This is a genomic window from Cohnella sp. 56 (assembly GCF_037963805.1).
Classification (GTDB): Bacteria; Bacillota; Bacilli; order Paenibacillales; family Paenibacillaceae; genus Cohnella.
This window is the reverse complement of sequence record NZ_JAZDQE010000005.1, coordinates 464,822-483,777: the sequence shown is the minus strand read 5'-3', so window position 1 is coordinate 483,777 and position 18,956 is coordinate 464,822. Positions and strand designations below refer to the sequence as shown.

Below are 18,956 nucleotides of genomic sequence, written 5' to 3'. Positions count from 1 at the left end.
ACCGAGATGAGCGAGGGTAGCTGTACTTAGGCGCCCCCGCTCATTTAATGCCGAGCCTTTATTTCAGCAACTGCTCGGCTTCCGCCTGTCCTTCCTTCAGAATCTTGTCGATCGCATCGCCCGTCATCGTCGCTCTTGCGATCACCTTCGTATCGATGACATCCCAGATTTGCGCATTGTTTTTGTTGAAGACCGGCAGTCCCTTCAGCTCGCCTTTTGTGATCGTCTCGATGCCCGCTTTGAGGATCGGACTGACGGCCAGAAGATCGGCATCGCTTTGAAGTTCGGTCGTCGCAGGAGGCGTGATGTCGTGTTTGGAGGCCGCGCCGAGAATATCCTTCTTCAGCATCGTGCGAATAATGTCGAACGCTTGCTCCTTGTTCTTGGAGCCGTTCGTTACGCCGTAGTAGTCGAAGCCGACCAGCGTATTGGCAACGACGCCGCCTGGAGCGACGGGCAGAGATACGACGCCATAGTTCAGATTGTTCTTGATAGCGTCCCCTGCCTGCCAGGTGCCGTTAACGACAAAACCTAAAGTCTTGTCTTCGTTGAACATCTTGTAGAGCGGACCTTCGTCGGTGCCGTTGCCGATGCCCTTCGGGTAGTTGTGGTCCATATCCCGGACGAACTGGAGCGCTTTGGCCATTTCCGGCGTATCGATCGTCACCTGGTCGCCGCCGCCCCAATCTGCGCCGACGCTTCTGATGAAGGCTGTCAGACGCAGCGCACCGCCGGCATGCGGATGGGACGGAATGCCGCCGCCGAACGATTTGCCGCCGCCGGATGCAGTGACTTTGTCGGACGCGGACTTCCAGTCATCCCAGGTTGCCAGTTGAACCGTCTCCGGATCGATACCGCTTTGCTGCAGGAGATCTTTGTTGTAGAACAGCAGGAATACGTTGCCTTTCGGCGATACGGCGACCGGTTGGCCGCTCTTGTTTTGGATCAGGAAGTTCGGATTAACCGCACTGACGATATCGTCCGGCAGCGGCGTCAGAATATCCTCAGAGGCATAGATCGGCATGAATGTCTCGCCGTGCACGATATCCGGTACGCTGCCGCTCAGAATCGCTGCGCGTTGCTTGCGGTCGAGATCCTCTGCCCATCCCCAGTTTTGAAAATCGACCTTGTAATTGGGATGATCCTTTTCAATCGCACTTCTCGTCAAGTAGCCGAGAGAATCCGGGTTTTCCGTCTTGAGCTTGGACATGCTTGCGTCGTCCCAATCGGAACCGACCACCTGGAGTTTAACGCTTTCATTTTGATTGGCGCCGGAGGCGCTTGCCGTGCTTGCTGCCGTGCCGCTTGGCGAAGCCGAGCTTGACGCATTGCTGTCGTTCGATCCGCACGCCGCCATCGTCAATACGATGCTTGAAGCCAGGACGCTTGCCGAGATTTTTCTGATCATGGATGTTCCCCCAGAGAAATGAATTTGATATTCACCGCAAGGCAATTATATATCAAATAACATTTATAGATCAATATAGATATATTTATATTACTGATATTTTTTGATATATCAGACCTGGTTGTCCATCTCTTTTTTTAGCCTTAGCACCGATTTGTTCTCTACAATCTCGGTTTCCAGCTTTATCGTTTTCAGCGGCGAATCCGGGTTGCTGACACGTTCCATCAACAAACCGATCGCCGCTTCTCCGAACAAGTCCGCCGGCTGCCTCACTGTGGTGAGCGGCAACGGATAAAAGTCAATCACCTTGTTGTCGGTAAACCCCGTAACGGATAGCTGTTGCGGGACCCGGATACCCAGCTTTTCGGCGGCATATACAAGCTTAACGGCCAAAAAGTCTTCCGTGCAGCATACGGCTGTCATATCTCCGCTCGTCTTCAAATATTCCATTAGCACATCGACGATCGGATCCTCCGAGATGTTGGTTCTGTTCATCGGGCCGCCTTTCTCTTCGACGGAATAAATAAGATTGGTGTAAATGCTGACATGCGAATCGACAAGCGCCTGAATATATCCCTGATAGCGTTCTTCGCGGCTCTTCGCGATGTCAATCTGATTGGTTAAAAGACCAATCTTGCGATGGCCGTGTTCGATTAAGTAATTCGTGATCCGGTAGGCTGCCAAATAGTGATCGTGGAGGACGCAGTCAAAATCGATTTCTTTGAACGAGCGGTCCAGGATTACGATCGGGTATTTGGCCAGACGCAGCTTCATCAGTTGCTCCCCGCACACTTTCCGTCCTCTCGGAAACAGCAATATGCCGAGCACGCTGGATGTCTCGGACATTTCCCGCAAAATTTCCGCCTCGTCCTCCAGATCTTCGCTCAGCTTGACGATCAGATGAAACCCGTGAAGCGCGCAGGACTTTTCCATGGACAATAAAATATTGCCTGTAAAATCATCAATCTCCGGCAAAATCAAAGCAATCAGCCTTTTGCCGGCGCCGCCCGGCATGTCCCTGCCCATGCGCTGAGAAGCGGACTGCATCGTGTCCTCGCTCAATTCCCCTACGAAAGTACCCTTCCGTGCCAGCCGATACAGGATTCCTTCGTCTACCAGCGCCTGGATCGCCATTTTGCTGGTCATTTTGCTCACATTAAACAGCTCCGCCAATTGCCCCTCGGAGGGAATCGGGTCATGCTGCGCCAAACTTTTCTCGGCGATGATCTCCAAGATCCCTTCTTTGACCTGTTCGTATAGCTTCTTTCTTTTGCGCGCAAATTGTTCTTCGTTCATATGTGGTATCCCCTTGTTTTTTTGATATAAATATACCACATAAATATTTTTATTTCACCCATCCTCGTCTGATTCGATGCGTGGATGCGCGGGTCACGACCAACAACAGCTTCACCGTCATATCGGCCTTTAATATAGAAAAACACTCGTCATCGACACGATGACGAGTGTACGCTTTAATGTGACAAATATACAGAAAAGGCTGGGTTGGCGTGCGCCTGGCTTCATTCAGCCTCGAACAGCTTCTCTCCGCGCTGCAGCCGCCAGGCGATGCGTGCCGTATGCGGCATCTCGCGCGCCGTCGGGGCATGAGCGGCCAGATAACGAACGCATGCGATCAGCATCGTATCGGCGGCGCGCTCGGCCAGCGCGTCTGTTCCCCGCAGGGCGCGCCAATGGTCGTACTCGGCGATCGCGGCTTCGTACATCTGGAACGAGTGGAACTCCGCGTCTTCGCGCAGCAGGCTGTGGCCCAGCGTATTGAGCAAGGGCGCGTGGTCGCGGCCGGCGTCCAGATAGGCGGCTACCCAGCCTGCCGCTTCCTCTACTTGCTGCCGCCGGTCGAGCATGGACAGCAAGTCGTCTGTCGACGCTTCGGCTGCGCCCGGATATTCGTCCGCCTTCGGCTTCGGAGCGCGCGGCACGTTCAGGAACCGATCGTGATAGATCGCGATTGCCCCGTAGAACAACGCGCGATGCAGCAGCGGCTCCTGCGATCGCAGCAGCCGCTCATGTACGGCATGGGCATATGTGAACGTATGCAGAACGGCGAGCCAATCTCCAAAGTCATTCTGAGTATGAAAACGCAGGATGCGCTCCGCGGCGGCCAAGGCGATCAGTCGGGCCAATCGTGCGGGATCGATGCCGCCCAGCAGCGCCTCGGTCAGCCCCTGGATCGTGGCAAGCGGCTGATCGCCGAGCAGCTGCGCCACGAATGCTTCTTCATCGAACGCGGCAGCCTCGTCATGGACGCGCATCTGCCGCTCGTCGCGCTGCAGCCGCTCGAACGCCTGCTTGAGCGGCGTCACCAGATCGACCGGCGATTGCCAGTGGTGCTGCTCCTCGCTGCGCGACGGGTTACTCAGCAGCGGCGTGAGCGCAGCCACAACATGTTCGGCTGCATCCGGCCCGATCGCTTCGAGCGTCTCGAACGCTTTGTTATGAAAATCGAACGTATGCCCGCCGTCCAGATAGAAATGATCCGTGACTGCGACGAGCATCATGTCTGCGAGCCGATCCGGGGACATGCCGGCGGCGATCGCTGTCAGCAGCACTTTCTCCGCGCCTTGCGAGTCGCGCACTTCCGCGCAGTTGCGATACCACTCCGCCAGCCGCCGGGCCGATGCGTCCGCGGAAGGCAGCGGACCGAGCAGTCGCCGGGGCGCGCGGCCGGCTCCTGCGCGGGCAACATGCACCAGCCCGTGGTACAGCGCCAGTATCCGTCCCGACTTGTCCAGCTTCGGCAGCACATTGCGCATCGCCGCCAGAATGGTCAGACCGCTGCCCCAGCCGCCGCTCTGCGATGTCCCGTAGACGATGCCGGTGCGCACGATCTCGTCCTCGGACACGCCCGCTTCGATCAGGCCGACGACAGCTTTGGCGATGACGATGCCGATGTTCTGCTCCAAGCCTTCCTGCAACCGCCGTTGCAGCTTCTCGATCGTCATCGTCCGCCGCGGTACGGCATTGACCCACACTTCCCCGTCTTCGACCCGGACATCGTGTGCCAACGCATCGTCCGCCCACGGATCGAGCGTGCCGCCGCTGCATACGTCGAAGCGCGCATGATGCCAGTGGCAGGTCAGTATGCCGTTGCACAGACTTCCCAGATGAAGCGGGAATCCCAGATGCGGGCAGCGATTGTCCACCGCCGCCGCCCCGTCCTCATGGGCAAATACGGCGATTCCTCCTTTGATGACTTTAGCCCCGTCCGCTCTCAGTTGCTCCAGCATGCCGGCAGAAACCCATTGTTCTGTACGCATCGTTTCTCCTCCTTCATGATTGCAGCCTTGTCACCAACATAACATAGGAGATGGTTGCCAACATACTTGTTTTAAAAATACCGATAGAGGCGGCAAACGAAAAATCGACACAAAGCAAAACGGCAGCCGTCGGGCTGCCGTTCTGCAATGGGTGGAATACCGGGACATGGCCGCAGCAAATGGCCGCAACCGTATTAAACCAAAGCAGGATAAAGAAAGCTTGGACGGTTCCAAAATCGCTGCTTGGCCATTGCATCGATAAATCTGCCGGCAAAATCCGCATCCGAATCCGTAACGATCCCCTCATCAGGCATGAGGCCCAACGGCTCCAGCACGGCCTCGCCATTTTGCACGATGCCGATCGGCTTGAAGTGATTGTATATATCCGTTGTGAATTTCTGCGCTGTATTCGTAAAATAGGGGGTAATGCTGCCGCTGCCCACGATAACAATACCGTCGTATACAAGCGGGGACCCCGTCAAAAAGCTGTCATGCACTTCATAGGTTACGCCCTTTGTCCCATTGACCATCCCTAATGTATCGTGTACAAACACAACTTTTAATTTTGCCGCCGTTAATTGCTCCACAAGTTTGCTGACACTCGGACCTTCAAAGCCTTGGGCTAAGAACATACCGACACGCAATGTATCCGGCACAAAAATCGTATTTTGAAGACTAAGCGCCGGAGAGGACTTCGTAACCGGAGACTCCTCGACGTCCGGCACGGTCGTGCCTAGTTGATTGGAAACGCTGACTGCCAATTCACGGCTAATATGAGCAATTACATTCACCCATTCTTGCCGCACATACGGCCCGCATTTCCCGAGTTCAAAGCAGTAAGCGCCTATAATTTGCCGCTTCTCCACTTCGCTCATGCTGTTCCAGAACATTCTGGCCTGGGAGTAATGATCCTTGAACGACGGCGCTGTCGATCTTACCTTATGTCCATCTACGGTCGATGGATAAGTGACAAACCCGCCTTGCGTACCCGGTACCGTATACGGCGTATTATTCGCCAGTCCGTTGCGATGATAGGCAACCTTGCCGCGGTCGATCACCATCCTCGAAGCGCCGTCGCGCTGATTGTTGGCAAACGGGCATACCGGGCGGTTGATCGGCAGTTGTTGATGATTCGGGCCAAGTCGGGCCTGCTGCGTGTCCGTATACGAGAACAATCTGCCCTGAAGCAGCGGATCGTTGGAGAAGTCGATGCCTCTGACGATATTGCCGGGGTGGAATGCGCTCTGCTCCGTCTCGGCAAAAGCATTGTCCACATTGCGGTTCAGGACCAGCTTGCCGACTTTGCGCAAAGGAAAGTCTTCTTCCGGCCATAACTTGGTCGGATCGAGCAGATCGAAATCAAAGGCAAACTCGTCTTCCTCTTTGATGACCTGGATCGCCAGCTCGTATTCCGGATAGTTGCCGACCTCTATATTTTCCCACAAGTCCCTGCGGTGAAAATCGGCATCGGAACCGAGCCGCTGCGCTTCGTCCCATATTAACGAATGTACGCCGAGCAACGGCTTGACGTGGAACTTAACAAAGTGGGATACGCCATCCTTGTTCACCAGGCGGAATGTATGTACCCCGAAGCCCTCCATCGTCCTGAAGCTTTTGGGAAATGCGCGATTGGAGGCGATCCATAAAGACATGTGGGCCGTCTCTTTATTGTTCGCCATAAAGTCCCAGAACGTATTGTGGTCGGTCTGACCTTGCGGATATTCATTGTCCGGCTCTGGCTTCACCGCATGAATCAAGTCGGGGAACTTGATCGCATCTTGAATAAAAAACACCGGCATGTTAATGGCAATCAAATCGAAATTGCCGTCGTCGGTATAAAACTTGATGGAGAAGCCCCGCACGTCCCGATTGGTCTCATTGCAGCCTTTGGAGCCGACGACCTGCGAGAACCGGACAAACAACGGCGTTTTTTTGTTGGCGTCCTGCAAAAAATCGGCCATCGTCAAATCCGATAACGATTCGTAGGGCTGGAACTCCCCGTGCGCCCCGTACCCTCTTGCATGCACGACACGTTCAGGGATACGCTCGCGGTCGAAGTGAGCCAGTTTTTCGCGCGACAAAAAATCTTCGATCAGCGTCGGCCCACGCTCGCCGGCCGTCAACGTATTTTCATCGTCGGCAATGGTAACGCCTTCGTTGGAAGTCATTTTCTGTCCTTCCGACTCGTGAACAAACGATTCCAATTGCTCGCGCTTCTTGTTGACATCGTTCTCGTTCAAACGTATCACCTCAAGTATTTTTTAAACAGTCATTGCGGCTCCATTTTAAAACGGCTCCTTTTCTGACAAATATTGTGCCCGATGAGACAAGCAAATATGTAGTTGAATGGTGCGACGCCCCTATCAGCTCACTCGTCTACATACGAATCTTGTCACCCTCCTGCAAGGGTTCACTGCTCTCTATGATGATAGATTCCTGCTCGAACAGCCCGCCGGTGACGGCAGATTGCGAATCATTGGCATCGTCGACCGTAATATAAACTTTACGAGCATAAAAGGCATTGCCGAGCGGCCCGTCCTTTTGCTCGATGCCAAATACATATTGCTTGCCGCCCTCATCATGAATGGCCGCATTAGGTACAAGCACCACATCCTCCAGCGTCTGGGTCAGATCAACCTGGGCCGTATCGCCTGCCTTGGCCGCAGGGTCTTGAATAGAGAGGATAAGCTTCTTCATCGGAACCGCGGAATCACCGGCCGCACTTGCTCCGATATCCGAATTCACAGACTCGCCATCCTGAATGCTCTCGATCTGCCCCTTTATTTGTGCGGCCTCCTCGCCATTCACTTGCACATCCAGCTCAGCGCCCACCTTGAGCAGGGCAACTGCCGGAGCCGGCAATGACAGCTCTAACATCAAGCCCGAATTCTGATTGGAAATGATCACATCCGGTCCGCTGGAAGGAACGCCTGCCATTGCGTTGACTTTGGTTATGATTCCCGCAAAGGGGGCAACCAGCTTCGAATTGTCATTTAGACTGAGCTGCAGCTTCTGAATGCGCCGCTGCTCGGTCTCGATGTCAATCTCATGACTTTTATAGGCGATTGTCGCGTCATGGATCGCTTTTTCATCCTCGCCTTTCAGAGCTTCCTTTAAGTCATATTGCAAGCCGTCCGTGGACAGCTTTAATTTGGCGAGACTTCCCTGTTCATCCTGAATCTGTTGCTCGATGTCCTTGCTGTCATATGTGATCAGCGTCTGCCCTGTCTGCACCGCTTCGCCTTCCTTGACCGCCACCGCCTTCACTTTCCAGCCGGAGGTACTGCTTAGTTCCGTCTCCGCCTTCCATTTCAGAACGCCGGTGCTCGCATATTCGTGACTCAGCGCGCCCCGGCTCACCGTGAGCAGCGCTACCTTGGGCAAGGTCAACGACATCAGTGTATTGCTGAACAAGGTGAGTAAGATCAGCAGTCCGAGAGACACGCCTGCGATTACAGCGATTGTTTTTTTGCGCCCTGCATGCTGCACTTCCAATATGATCACCCCGTGAACGAACTACCCTTTAATGCCCGACAATTGAATGCCTTCAATAAAATACGACTCCGCATATAAAAACAGCAGTACCATCGGAGCCATATACAATGCCGATGCGGCGAACGCCACGCCGCGGGCTTCCTCATTAATTCGTGACAAGTACAGCGACAACGGCTGCCTAAAGGCGTCCTCCAAAAAGACCAGCGGCTGCTCCACCATATTCCAGTTATCCACGAACAGCAGTACCGTCAAGGCCGCCATGCCCGGCTTGATAAGCGGGAGCATGATCGAACAGAAAATCCTCAACTGTCCGGCCCCGTCCATTTTGGCTGCCTCAAGGTAGGAATACGGAATATACAGCATGAACTGCCTCAGCATAAACACACCGAACGCGCTGAATATTCCCGGCAAAATAATCGCCGAGGTGCTATTCATCAGCCCAAGCTTGTTCGCGATAATGTAATTGGGCACAAGCGTCACCTGAAACGGCATCAGCATCGTCATCAAGTATACGAGGAACAGCTTCTCCCTTCCCCGGAAACGGAGCTTGGCGAAGGCATAGGCAGCCAGCGAAGCTGCAACGACCTGTCCGACGATGATCGGCACCACCATAAACACGGAATTCCAGAACATGTGCAGGAAAAGCGGTTTACGCACCAGCACTTCCCCATATTGGCTTAAAGACACCCAGTCGGGAATCAGCTTCAGGTTAATAAAACCGTTCTTCTCCCCTGCCGCAACGTTGACCATTCGACCGATCAGACGATAATTATGGTCAATCTCGCGCTCCGTCATGAAGGAGTTCGCGAATGTGAACAGAATTGGCAACAGCATCGCCAACGCGATCATACTCATCACTGCCGTCCACGCTGCTTTGCGCAACAAAACCATTGTGCCCACGGTCCTTCCTTATTCCATAAAGCTCCGGAAGCGGCGTTCCGTCATCAGCATGACACTTACGAAAAGGAGGATACCGGCTACCATGAGCGCAGCCGCCGCCGTCAGCTTCTGCACATCGAGCGACATGAACATGTTGTTCATATAGTGCTGAAGCATATAAATGCGATCATGCGGATAATCGCCGGCGATCAGGTATGTCTCCCGGAACACTTTGAAGGAGTTGATGATCGACATCAGGACTACAAAAAACATCGTCGGCGTCAAGTAGACCGATGTGATATGCAGCCACTTGTGCAGCCCGCTTGCGCCTTCTATATCCGCCGTCTCATAGTAATCCTTCGGAATGCTTTGCAAGCCGGCGAGAAATAAAATAATGTTGTAGCCGATGTTTTTCCATATATACACCACCGTCAATACCGCCATGGACCCCCCCGACTTCATCCAGTCGATCCGTCCCATATGCCAATGCTGCAGCCACATATTCAGAGTTCCATTCCAGTCGAACAGAACTTGCCACATCATCACGATCGAGGCGACCGGGACGACCAGCGGCAGTACAAATGCCGTCTGAAGCCAGTTGCGAATAAACAAGCGCCGATTGAGCAGATGCGCGAAGCATAGGGACAGCGCAATAATGAGCGGAACGCTTACTCCCGTAAAAAGCAGCGTGTTGGCGGCCGCCTTGCGGAACGAACCGCTGGACAACACCGCCTCATAGTTATCGAAGCCGACAAACGCACCTCCGATGGTACTGTTCCGGAAGGAGTAGAGCAGCCCTGCGGCAAACGGAATGAGATAAAATACGGAAAAGCCGATCAAGCTGGGCGCCAGGAAAAGTACCGCAGCCGTCCAATCTTTGCGTTGCAGCCTACTCATTGAGATAGGTGGTTACTCTGTTCTGAATGAGCTTGGCTACTTCATCGGCCGACTTCTGTCCGGCGAAAAAAGCCTGTGCCTCTGCGGCGATGATCTCGTCAATCTTGGAGGGTTTGAACTGCAGCGGGTACGTCGCCCCGTCCAGGAATTTGTCCAAATCATCAATATCCTGCTGCGTGATTTTGAAGCTTTTGCCTTTCATCGGCCCGATCGGCTGATCGGACTCGATGGACCCTTTTTGAACGAGCGCTTGCGCTTTTTTCGCATAAGAGGTTTTATTCAGCGGAAATCCGGCACCGTCGGGTTTGCCCTGCATCTCATCCGAAAGCAGAAACTTCATAAAGTCCCAAGCCTCGGCTTTTACGGATGAACGCTCATTCAGCCCGATCGTCTGATAGGTTCGGAAGGAACCGCCCGGATGCTGCGGATCGGCATTCGGACTCAAATAAAGCTTCGAGGTATGGGCATTGCCTCCGGACAGGAATTCACTCATCCGCAGCTCCCGGATATAATCCACGGGTGAGTTAACCTGGACGGTTTTGAACAACGGGAAGCGTGCTTCTGTGCTGACTACCTTTTTATCGAACAACGTTTTTACCTGCTGCAGCAGGTCGGTAAAGTCGCCGGATACAAAATTGGCGTTCTTCTGCTCCTGATTGACGAAGGTGGCATATCGTTCATTTACGAATTGCACGGTCATATATTCCGGCATACTTCCGCCCAAAGCGTATTGGTGGTCCTTGTCGGCTCCTTGGGTCATCGCCTGGGCTGTCGCGATGAACTGCTCCCAGCTCCAATGGCTATCATCGAAGGTCACACCGCTCTTTTGAATCGCATCCTCATTGCCCATCAGACCATAAATAAAGAACCCGATCGGCAAGCCATACATGCCGCCGTTAACCTTTATCCCTTCCAAAATGTTGGTGAAATACTGTTCTTTTTTAAAATCAGGGTCCTGATCGATGATTTCGCCAAGATTGGCCAGCAGCTTTTGCTTCACATAGTCGCCGGACGGCAGTTGATCCATTTCAATTAGATCGGGCCCTTGTCCCGAGAGCATCGCCGTGCCCGTTGTTTTTGCGAATTTCTCCAGGTTTTCTTCCAGATGCGCATTGTCCGTCTCAACCGATCTCAGATCGATGGTAATGTTAGGGTGCTTGGCTTCATATTTTTTCTTGGCTTCTTTGAAGTAATCACTCGGGAAAAAGGTAGAGAACACCACGGTTTTCTGCTTCGTCGTGGAGGGTGCGCCCAAGCCTTTCGGCTGATCCGGTTCGGATGCCGAATGCTCCGTCGGCTGCTGACCCGTGTTCACTCCCCCAGTGTCAGCAACATGATTCAGATTTCCATTGCCCGCCTTGCAAGCGGATATCGTGAATACGAACACCGTGGCCAATATCGTCAGCATGATTTTTTTCATAACGAATACTTCCTTTCGATTGTTTTATCATGTTTAACAGTATAAAGAGCGGATATATCATAAGTGAGATAGAGTTATATAGAAGTTGTAAAGTTTGAAGCGCGGGTGGCAGCACGCAAAAAAGGCCGATTCCAAGCCATATTCATGACCTTGAATCAACCTTCTTTATAAATGAAGTCGAATCCCTCTACCGTTTGGAATTATAGCTTAGCAGCGCCATGACATCCTTGCTGAAGCCTACGACTGCATTGCTGCCGCTATTAACCACGACACAGTACTTCAGGGTCTTGTTATCCTTGCTTGTAAAATACAGCTCCACATTGGCCCCCCGACGGATCAAATCAAGCTGCGGGGTTAACTCAGCCAGAGGATCGCTTCCATGCTGTTCGATAAACCGATTGGCAAGATCGAATATCTGTTGTTCCGAGCTGCTCGGCATAGCTCTGCTCTCCCGATAGGAACGCAGAACCTTCAACACGTCGCCATCCTTGGCATTTAATACAATGTCATAAGACTCCCCGGGAACGTCCGATGACGTCAATGTCACATAATACAGCCCGCCGGTAATCGCCTGGATGTCGGAGGTGAACGACCTGCTTTGCCGGGACATGCCTTCCGCGGCCGCCCGCCTGTCAACCTGGACGGTTTCCTTCAGCAGCTCCTTGAGCTTGTTCTGATCGACAGCCATGATCTCGAACTGCACATGATCAGGAGCCAGCTTGATGTTCAGAAATTTGTATACCGCCTGTACGCTTAATGTCTTCACCGCATTCTGAGACAGGACACCTTCGTACTCGATCTCGCTGCTCTGATGCTCCTGCACGATTTTTTTGACCATCACGGTATCCTTGGGAATACTGTTGAACCAGCTTTGGCATCCTGTGACCGGCAGCAGCAGCGCCGAGTACAGCAAAAGCATCATATATTTTCTCATGGATGCAGCTCGCTTTCCGCGGCAGGACTCGGCGCAAACACAACTTCCACCGTTGTCCCCTGCCGCACCACACTGTTGACCCGTATGACCGCACCGTGAATATCGGCAACATTTTGACAGATCGCCAGACCGAGACCTGCGCCGTTGCTGCTTCTTGTTCGTGATTTATCGGCCATAAAGAAAGGCTCGAATATTTTATCCTGATCCGCCTCGCCAATTCCGATCCCCTGATCGATGACGGCAACCATGTAATTCCCGCCCCGCCAATACGAATGCACGGCAATCGTCTGTGCCGGCGCAGAGGCTTTGAGCGCATTATCCACGAGATTAAACATCAGCACTTTGATCAGATCGCGCTCCAGGGGCAGTTCCCCTTGTTCACAATCCAGCACAATCGCCACATTCTTCTCCTTCGCCATAAGCTCCAGCGACGGCTTTATCTCCGCCATGATCTCGCCGAAGTGCTGCAGCTCCATCTGAAACTGTTCCTTCTGCAGCAAAATCAAATCCATCAGCTTCAGCGACAGCGACTCCAGCCGCTTCGCTTCGGAGTAAATGACATTGAGACCGTCCACGAACAGCTCTTCGTTGTATTTGGTCGTCCGCAAAAAATTGGCATACCCGATAATCGAGGTCAGCGGCGTTTTTAGCTCATGCGTAAAATTATTGATAAACCGCTGCTTTTCCTCGTTGTTGCGCTCCAGCTCGTTGATTTTATCTTCGACAACCTCCGCCATCTCATTAAAATTGGACCCCAGAATACCGATCTCATCCCTTGATTGCAACGTGACGCGCTCCGAGAAATTCCCTTGGGCAATGACCTTCGCCGTGCGGTTCAGGCGGTCGATCGATCTGGTCAGCCCTCTGCTCACGAAAAACATAATTACCATAAACAAAAGACAGGCCGCCAGATCGACTTTGGCAAAAAAGCTGATCTGGTCCAGCCGGTCCTGATAAACCGCAGTGACATCCTTCATATAGGTGAATACATATTTTTTGTGATTAATATCGGTAATGTTCGTGGTGAACAGAATCGTCCTGGCATCCATATCCCGCAAAATATAATGAATGCTGCCCTCATCCAGATCAGCCAGCTCGCTCCGTGCCGCGGGCATCGGGAAATCGGCGTTATTAAACACCGTGCGCTGCGAATCGTCCGTAATGTCCATATAAATGCCCTGATCGCTGTTCTTGTCCACAAATTCATGGGCAATACGCGTCAGGACCGTCTGCTCGTAATCGATTGAATCATAGATTCTCAGAATCGGCACGATGGCATTCACGCTGGAATGAATGCTGATGTTCTGGCTCAAAGCCGTGTTAATGGCCTGTCTCAGCATCTTGTTGTGGCTGCGTTCAATGACCATGATGGAAGCGATGTTAAAAATAATGACAAAAACAAGAATCGAAAACAAATATATTTTCTGCCAAAACTTCATCCATCAATCCTCCAGCCGGTAGCCGATTTTGTAGATCGTCTTGATCTGCTCCTGCAAACCCAGCTTCTTGCGCAGCGACTTGATGTGCATGTCTACCGTCCGCGTCTCGCCGTAATAATCGCCGCCCCATACTTTATCCAGGAATTGCTCCCGCGTCAGGGCGATATTTTTGTTCTTGAGCAGCACCACCAGCAGATCGTACTCCTTGGGCGTCAGCTCTACCGGCGTGCCTTCGATTACGACTTCTCTTTTATCAAGATCCACTTGAATATGCTGAAATTCCACCACTCTGTCTTCATGACCGTATCTGCGCAGCACAGTCTCTACGCGGGCCAGCAGCTCGATCGCTTCAAAGGGCTTGACCATATAATCGTCAGCGCCCAGCTTCAGACCGTTCACCTTATCGTAGACCGAGTTTTTTGCCGTCAAAAAGATGACCGGGATGCCGTAAGGCTTGATCTTCTCCATCAGCTCAAACCCGTCCAGATGAGGAATCATCACATCCAGCAAAATAAGATCGAACTTCTCCCGCTTGAGCATCTCGAATGCCGTCAGACCGTCGTACACCTCGGTGGTGGCATAATTCATGAGGTTCAGATTCATCTTGATGATCTTGGATATGTGAATATCGTCTTCAACGATCAGTATCTTCTTGTTCATCCGCTTCATTCTCCCGAACAATCATATGGCCGTACTTCTACATGATTATATAGAACCGCGCATAGTGCAGCCAGCCTCTGTGCTTTCCTCTAGCTGAAGCAGCGCAGCGGATCGGCGGCGATCGCCGCGTAGTCGAGGCGCTCCGCGACGCCGGAGTCGGCGAGCAATTCGCGCGCAAGAGCGCTGTACTCGCGCGCATCTTCCTCCCGGCCCATCAGCAGCAATAGCGCCGTCATCATCGTGTGCAATCGGCCGCTGAGCGGGCTCAGCTCCGCCAGCTTGCGGAGCGAATTGAGCGCCATATCGTACTTGTGCTGCTTGACGTACAGCCCCGCCACCGCTTCGAGCAGCTCCGCATAACCGAGCTCCAGCTCGGCCTGCCGCGGCGCCGCCCATACGTATCCGCTTCCCGGCAAATAACCTTCGCCGTACAGCCGAATTGCCTTGAGCGCATGCGACAGCGAGCCGGTCCGCTTGAACTGCCGTTGCTCCTCCTCGTAAGCCTCGACGTCGCTGTACGAGACCGGCAGCAGCGCGGCGTAGCTTCCTCCGTCCGTCTTCGACTGGACGAGCGGATCGGCCAAGCCGGCGGCTTCAAGATCCTTGCGCAGCTGATACACCGTCGTGTGCAGCGTAACCTGTGCCCGCTCGGGATTTCGGCCGTACCAGATATCTTCCAGCAGCCGGGATTTGCCGACCGGCTTGCCGCGGAATTGGTGCAAATACGCCAGCAGCTCCCTGGACTTGGAATTGCGGAACCGGACCGGCTCCCGGCCGGGAGTCAGCACCGTAAACGGACCGAAGCTGTGAACCGCGACACCGCGGCCGCCTGGGCCTTCGCTTGCATCATCGCGGCCGCCATCGTCCTCTTGCTTGCCGCCGGCGGAACGTCCGCTGCGCTTGCTCCACCGCTCGAGAATCCGGGCCAGATCGCCGACGGCGAACGGCTTGAGCAAATAATCCAGCGCCTCGACTTCGAACGCGTCCTTGGCGAACTGCTCATGGGCAGTCAGGAAGGCGATCTGGATCTCCGGGCGGCATTCGCGGAGTCGGCGGCCGAGCTCCAGACCGTGTATTTTCGGCATTTCCATATCCAGCAGCGCGAGGTCGATCCGCCCTTCCTCGGCAAGCGCGAAATCCAGGCACGCCGACGCGCGATCGAACAACCCGGCAACCTCCACGTTCCCGAACGATTCCAGCAGCTTGCCGAGCCGGTGTAGGGCAGGCTGCTCGTCGTCAACGGCGATCACTCGAATCATCGTCTTCCCTCCGTTCCCCGACTTTGGCCGCGTCCGGTATTCGCAGCGTGATTTTGGTCCCGCCGGCGCTGCCCGTCCCGATCTCCGGCTCGGTTCCGAACAGGCGCAGCATCCGCTCGCGAATGTTGCGCAGCCCGACGCCCGCCCCGCCTTCCGACGGTCCGGCCAGCCGCGCCGCAACCGAATCGGGCATCCCCGGCCCGTCATCCTCGACGCTGACGATCGTCATCCCGGCAGCCGCGGCCACCGACAGCACAACCGTGCCCCCGTCTTCGCTGCCGGTGATCCCGTGCCGCACCGCATTCTCGACAAGCGGCTGCAGCGTCAGCGGAGGAAGCAAGCATTCCGTCCCCTCTTCCACCTCGTACCGGACGCGCAGGCGATCGCCGAACCGGGCCTGCTCCAACTGCAAATAAGCCTCGGCCAGCTCCAGCTCCTTGCGCAGCGGCACCAGTCTGTCCTTGTTGCGGAAGTCGAAGCTGCCCCGCAAATAGCGGCTCAAGTGCAGCAGCAAGTCATGTGTCGTCTGCGGCCGCTCAAGCGAAAAGGACAAAATGGTGTTCAGCGCATTGTACAAAAAATGCGGCTTGATCTGCGCCTGCAAGAACGCGAGCTCGGAGCGCACCGCCTCCTCGGCGGACCGTCTCATCTCCAGCAGCGTGCGCGTCCGGGCCCGCAATTCGTAGGCTTCGAACGGCTTGGTCAAATAATCGTTCGCTCCGGCCTCGAAGCCGAGCATGACGTCCGCCTGATCGCCGCGCACCGTCGTGAGCAGAACAGGCAGCTCGCTGAGCGGGTATGCGCGGCGTATTTGGCGGCATGTCTCGTATCCCGACCGGCCGGGCATCATCACATCCAGAATGACAAGCCCGATCGCGCGGCCTTCTCTCTCCAGCGTCTGCAGCGCCTCGTCCCCGCTGGCGGCGGTCACGATGCCGTACGGCTCGTCCGCGAGCACCGCCTCCAGCACGCGCAGGTTCACCGGATCGTCGTCGACGGCCAGAATGAGCGGCTGACGCGGCTCGCGATGCGAACCGCTCCGTCCGGGTCCGGTCGCCGTGCCCGGGCGGTCTGCGGCAGCTTCCGCGCGATAGGCGGCCAGCGACGCCGCGGCGCGGGCGTCGCCCTCTTCGTCGTAGAGCTGCGGCTTGCCGGCGGCAATCGGCAGGCTGACGGTGAAGGCGGAGCCTTGACCGGGAGCCGACGCGACCGCGATCCGTCCGCCGTGCAGCTCGGCCAGCTTCCTGGCGATGCCGAGGCCAAGCCCCGCTCCGCCGTATTCGCGCGCGACGGACGTCCCGACCTGCTCGAACGATTGGAAGATCGTCTCCAGCTTATTTTCCTCGATGCCGATGCCGGTGTCGGCCACCGTCAGATGAACCATGCCGCCGTCCGCCCGCGCGGATACCGTCACTTCGCCCTGCTGCGTGAACTTGATCGCGTTGCCGATCAGGTTGTAGGCGATCTGGAGCAGCCGGCTTTCGTCGGCATATACCGGCGGCAGCCGCTCGGGCCATTGCAGGCGCAAGGCGACCGGCTTGGTCCCGATATAGTGGCGGAACACTTCCTCCTGCGCCGCGATAACAGAACGAAGATCGACGGACGAGCGCTCGAGCTGGATGGCGTTGTTCTTCAAGCGCGACCAGTCGAGAATATCGTTGATGAGGTTGGACATGCGCCGCGCCACGGAGACGACCAGCTCGAGCCGTTCCCGCTGACGGTCGCTGACCGGTTCTTCCTTGCCTTCCGCCAGCGATTGCACCAGATTCAGCATGCCGTGCAGCGGCGTCTTGAGCTCGTGCGAGGTGTTCGCGAGAAATTCGTCCTTCATCCGATTCGAGGCGATCAGCTGCTCCGACATCGTGCCGATGACGCGGTAAGCGCTCGTGAATCTGCGGGCCAGCTCCATCGCTTCGATGAAGACGAGCAGGATGAGGCCGTACGGCACCAGTTGAATGTCGCCCCCCGCCGTCCACCCGTTGCTGTATAAAATATCATGCAGCGCCGCGCCCCCGAACAGCAGCCATCCCGTCAGTTGCGGCAGCGCCCCGTCCCTTCCGCGAACGAGCGCTTTGCAGAAGCCGAAGACGATGTACGCGAGGCTCGCCAGCGAGACGAGCTTGTACGAGTCGATCAGCCGCGTGTATGTATCCGCCGGCAGCAGCAGCACGCTGGCCATATAGGCGCCGCCGATCAAGGCCAGCGGCAGGATGACGGCGGAGCGATATTCCCGCGGATACAGCTCCCGCACGAACAGCAGCGCCGCCGTAATGCCCCCGTAATAAGTCAAATATTCCAGCATGATCAGCAGCCGGATATCCGCATGCGGAAATAGCTGCACGATATACATGTCGCCGACCGCGCCGAAGCGGACCGCCCCGAGCATGCAGCATACGCCAAAATAGAGGTTGGACCGCTCGGAGCGCCGCATGACGTATAATGCCAGTTGGTACAGGCCGAGCAGCGCGCAGCCGCCGAACACGGCCAGCTCCGCAATCTCCGTCCGCAGCCGGCTCGCCGCCATATCGCGCTCCGTGCCGAGCGTCATGCTGTACCAGATGCCGCCGTGCGGGTACAGCTCGTTCGCGATCTGGACGACGATCTCGAACGAGGCGCCGGACGGCTCGAACGTCGCCGTCTGCGGCTTGTAAGCGGCCCGGACGGCGGTGCGGTCGGCGGCGACGAAGCCGGTCTCGGCGATAACCCGGCCGTCAACGAGAATGCGATAAGCCGGGGCGATCGCCGGTATGCGCAGCGCCAGCGTTCCCGGATTGCCCTGCATCTCGACGGTGAGGCGGTAGGCGGCATACCCTTTGCCGGGCAATCCCGCCTCCCGCCACTCGCCGGGCACTTTGACGTCAAGCGGGCGCAGCTTCGCCCGTTCCGCGTCCGCGCCGGTTGCCGGCAGCCCGTTCCAGTAGAGCGTCCATCGGCCGTTCAGGGGAACGGAGCCGTCTTGCGCGAGGCTCCACTGCCGCAGGTCGAGCACGCCGTCCACGGCGCGGGGCTTGCCGTCCAAATGGAAAGCCCAGACAGCCGCCTCGCCAAGCAGAATAACCAGCGTCGCCACAGCGGCCATAAGCGGCAGCCGCCGGCGCAGGCGCTTCGAGAGTGGGGTCATGAATGCTTCAGCACGCCTTCCGGTAAGATGGTGACTCTCATTCTAGCATATTTCGCCCCAGCACAGTCCGCCGCCCGTCGGACCGCAATCAGCCAGGCCATGTTATGCTATTTCGCCGCGACGAACAGCCGGACGGGCGCAAACAGCACGCACAGCGATTGAAATG

Annotated in this window: 14 protein-coding genes; 1 reads left to right on the top strand and 13 read right to left on the bottom strand. The window is 55.6% G+C overall.

The window, feature by feature from the left end; translation table 11 throughout:
* Positions 1 to 58 precede the first annotated feature (58 nt).
* Positions 59 to 1,210: an ABC transporter substrate-binding protein gene (locus VQ071_RS12650; RefSeq protein WP_340514351.1), complete on the bottom strand. Its 1,152-nt coding sequence runs from the start codon at positions 1,208 to 1,210 to the stop codon at positions 59 to 61.
* A gap of 76 nt (positions 1,211 to 1,286) precedes the next feature.
* Here VQ071_RS12650 and VQ071_RS12645 point away from each other — a divergent pair, with 76 nt between their 5' ends.
* Positions 1,287 to 1,430 (top strand): hypothetical protein, encoded by a 144-nt coding sequence (locus VQ071_RS12645; RefSeq protein ID WP_340514350.1) that lies wholly within the window; start codon positions 1,287 to 1,289, stop codon positions 1,428 to 1,430.
* Between the two features lie 89 nt (positions 1,431 to 1,519).
* Here VQ071_RS12645 and VQ071_RS12640 read toward each other — a convergent pair whose 3' ends face one another.
* The 12 genes from VQ071_RS12640 to VQ071_RS12585 form a co-directional block, all read right to left on the bottom strand.
* A complete protein-coding gene (locus VQ071_RS12640) occupies positions 1,520 to 2,704 on the bottom strand; it encodes a GntR family transcriptional regulator (RefSeq protein ID WP_340514349.1) in 1,185 nt (394 codons plus the stop codon).
* A gap of 224 nt (positions 2,705 to 2,928) precedes the next feature.
* Positions 2,929 to 4,686 (bottom strand): Rieske (2Fe-2S) protein, encoded by a 1,758-nt coding sequence (locus VQ071_RS12635; protein ID WP_340514348.1) that lies wholly within the window; start codon positions 4,684 to 4,686, stop codon positions 2,929 to 2,931.
* Positions 4,687 to 4,880: 194 nt separating this feature from the next.
* Positions 4,881 to 6,926 carry a catalase gene (locus VQ071_RS12630; RefSeq protein ID WP_340514347.1) on the bottom strand — a complete coding sequence of 682 codons (2,046 nt, stop codon included), beginning with the start codon at positions 6,924 to 6,926 and terminating at the stop codon, positions 4,881 to 4,883.
* Between the two features lie 136 nt (positions 6,927 to 7,062).
* Positions 7,063 to 8,175 (bottom strand): efflux RND transporter periplasmic adaptor subunit, encoded by a 1,113-nt coding sequence (locus VQ071_RS12625; protein ID WP_340514371.1) that lies wholly within the window; start codon positions 8,173 to 8,175, stop codon positions 7,063 to 7,065.
* 27 nt (positions 8,176 to 8,202) lie between these two features.
* Positions 8,203 to 9,072, bottom strand: a complete 870-nt coding sequence (locus VQ071_RS12620) for a carbohydrate ABC transporter permease (RefSeq protein ID WP_340514370.1) — start codon at positions 9,070 to 9,072, stop codon at positions 8,203 to 8,205.
* 18 nt (positions 9,073 to 9,090) lie between these two features.
* A complete protein-coding gene (locus VQ071_RS12615) occupies positions 9,091 to 9,957 on the bottom strand; it encodes a carbohydrate ABC transporter permease (RefSeq protein ID WP_340514346.1) in 867 nt (288 codons plus the stop codon).
* Positions 9,950 to 11,377 carry an ABC transporter substrate-binding protein gene (locus tag VQ071_RS12610; protein WP_340514345.1) on the bottom strand — a complete coding sequence of 476 codons (1,428 nt, stop codon included), beginning with the start codon at positions 11,375 to 11,377 and terminating at the stop codon, positions 9,950 to 9,952. Before VQ071_RS12610 ends, VQ071_RS12615 begins: the two co-directional genes overlap by 8 nt.
* A gap of 187 nt (positions 11,378 to 11,564) precedes the next feature.
* Complete coding sequence (locus VQ071_RS12605) at positions 11,565 to 12,311, bottom strand: hypothetical protein (RefSeq protein WP_340514344.1); 747 nt, start codon at positions 12,309 to 12,311, stop codon at positions 11,565 to 11,567.
* On the bottom strand, positions 12,308 to 13,750 hold the full coding sequence (locus tag VQ071_RS12600; RefSeq protein ID WP_340514343.1) for a sensor histidine kinase: 1,443 nt from the start codon (positions 13,748 to 13,750) through the stop codon (positions 12,308 to 12,310). Before VQ071_RS12600 ends, VQ071_RS12605 begins: the two co-directional genes overlap by 4 nt.
* Before the next feature lie 3 nt (positions 13,751 to 13,753).
* Positions 13,754 to 14,410: a response regulator transcription factor gene (locus VQ071_RS12595; RefSeq protein ID WP_340514342.1), complete on the bottom strand. Its 657-nt coding sequence runs from the start codon at positions 14,408 to 14,410 to the stop codon at positions 13,754 to 13,756.
* An 89-nt stretch (positions 14,411 to 14,499) separates the two neighbouring features.
* Complete coding sequence (locus tag VQ071_RS12590; protein WP_340514341.1) at positions 14,500 to 15,669, bottom strand: response regulator; 1,170 nt, start codon at positions 15,667 to 15,669, stop codon at positions 14,500 to 14,502.
* The gene (locus VQ071_RS12585; protein WP_340514340.1) at positions 15,647 to 18,748 is read right to left on the bottom strand and encodes a hybrid sensor histidine kinase/response regulator; all 3,102 of its coding nucleotides are present in this window, start codon (positions 18,746 to 18,748) and stop codon (positions 15,647 to 15,649) included. Before VQ071_RS12585 ends, VQ071_RS12590 begins: the two co-directional genes overlap by 23 nt.
* Positions 18,749 to 18,956: the final 208 nt, after the last annotated feature.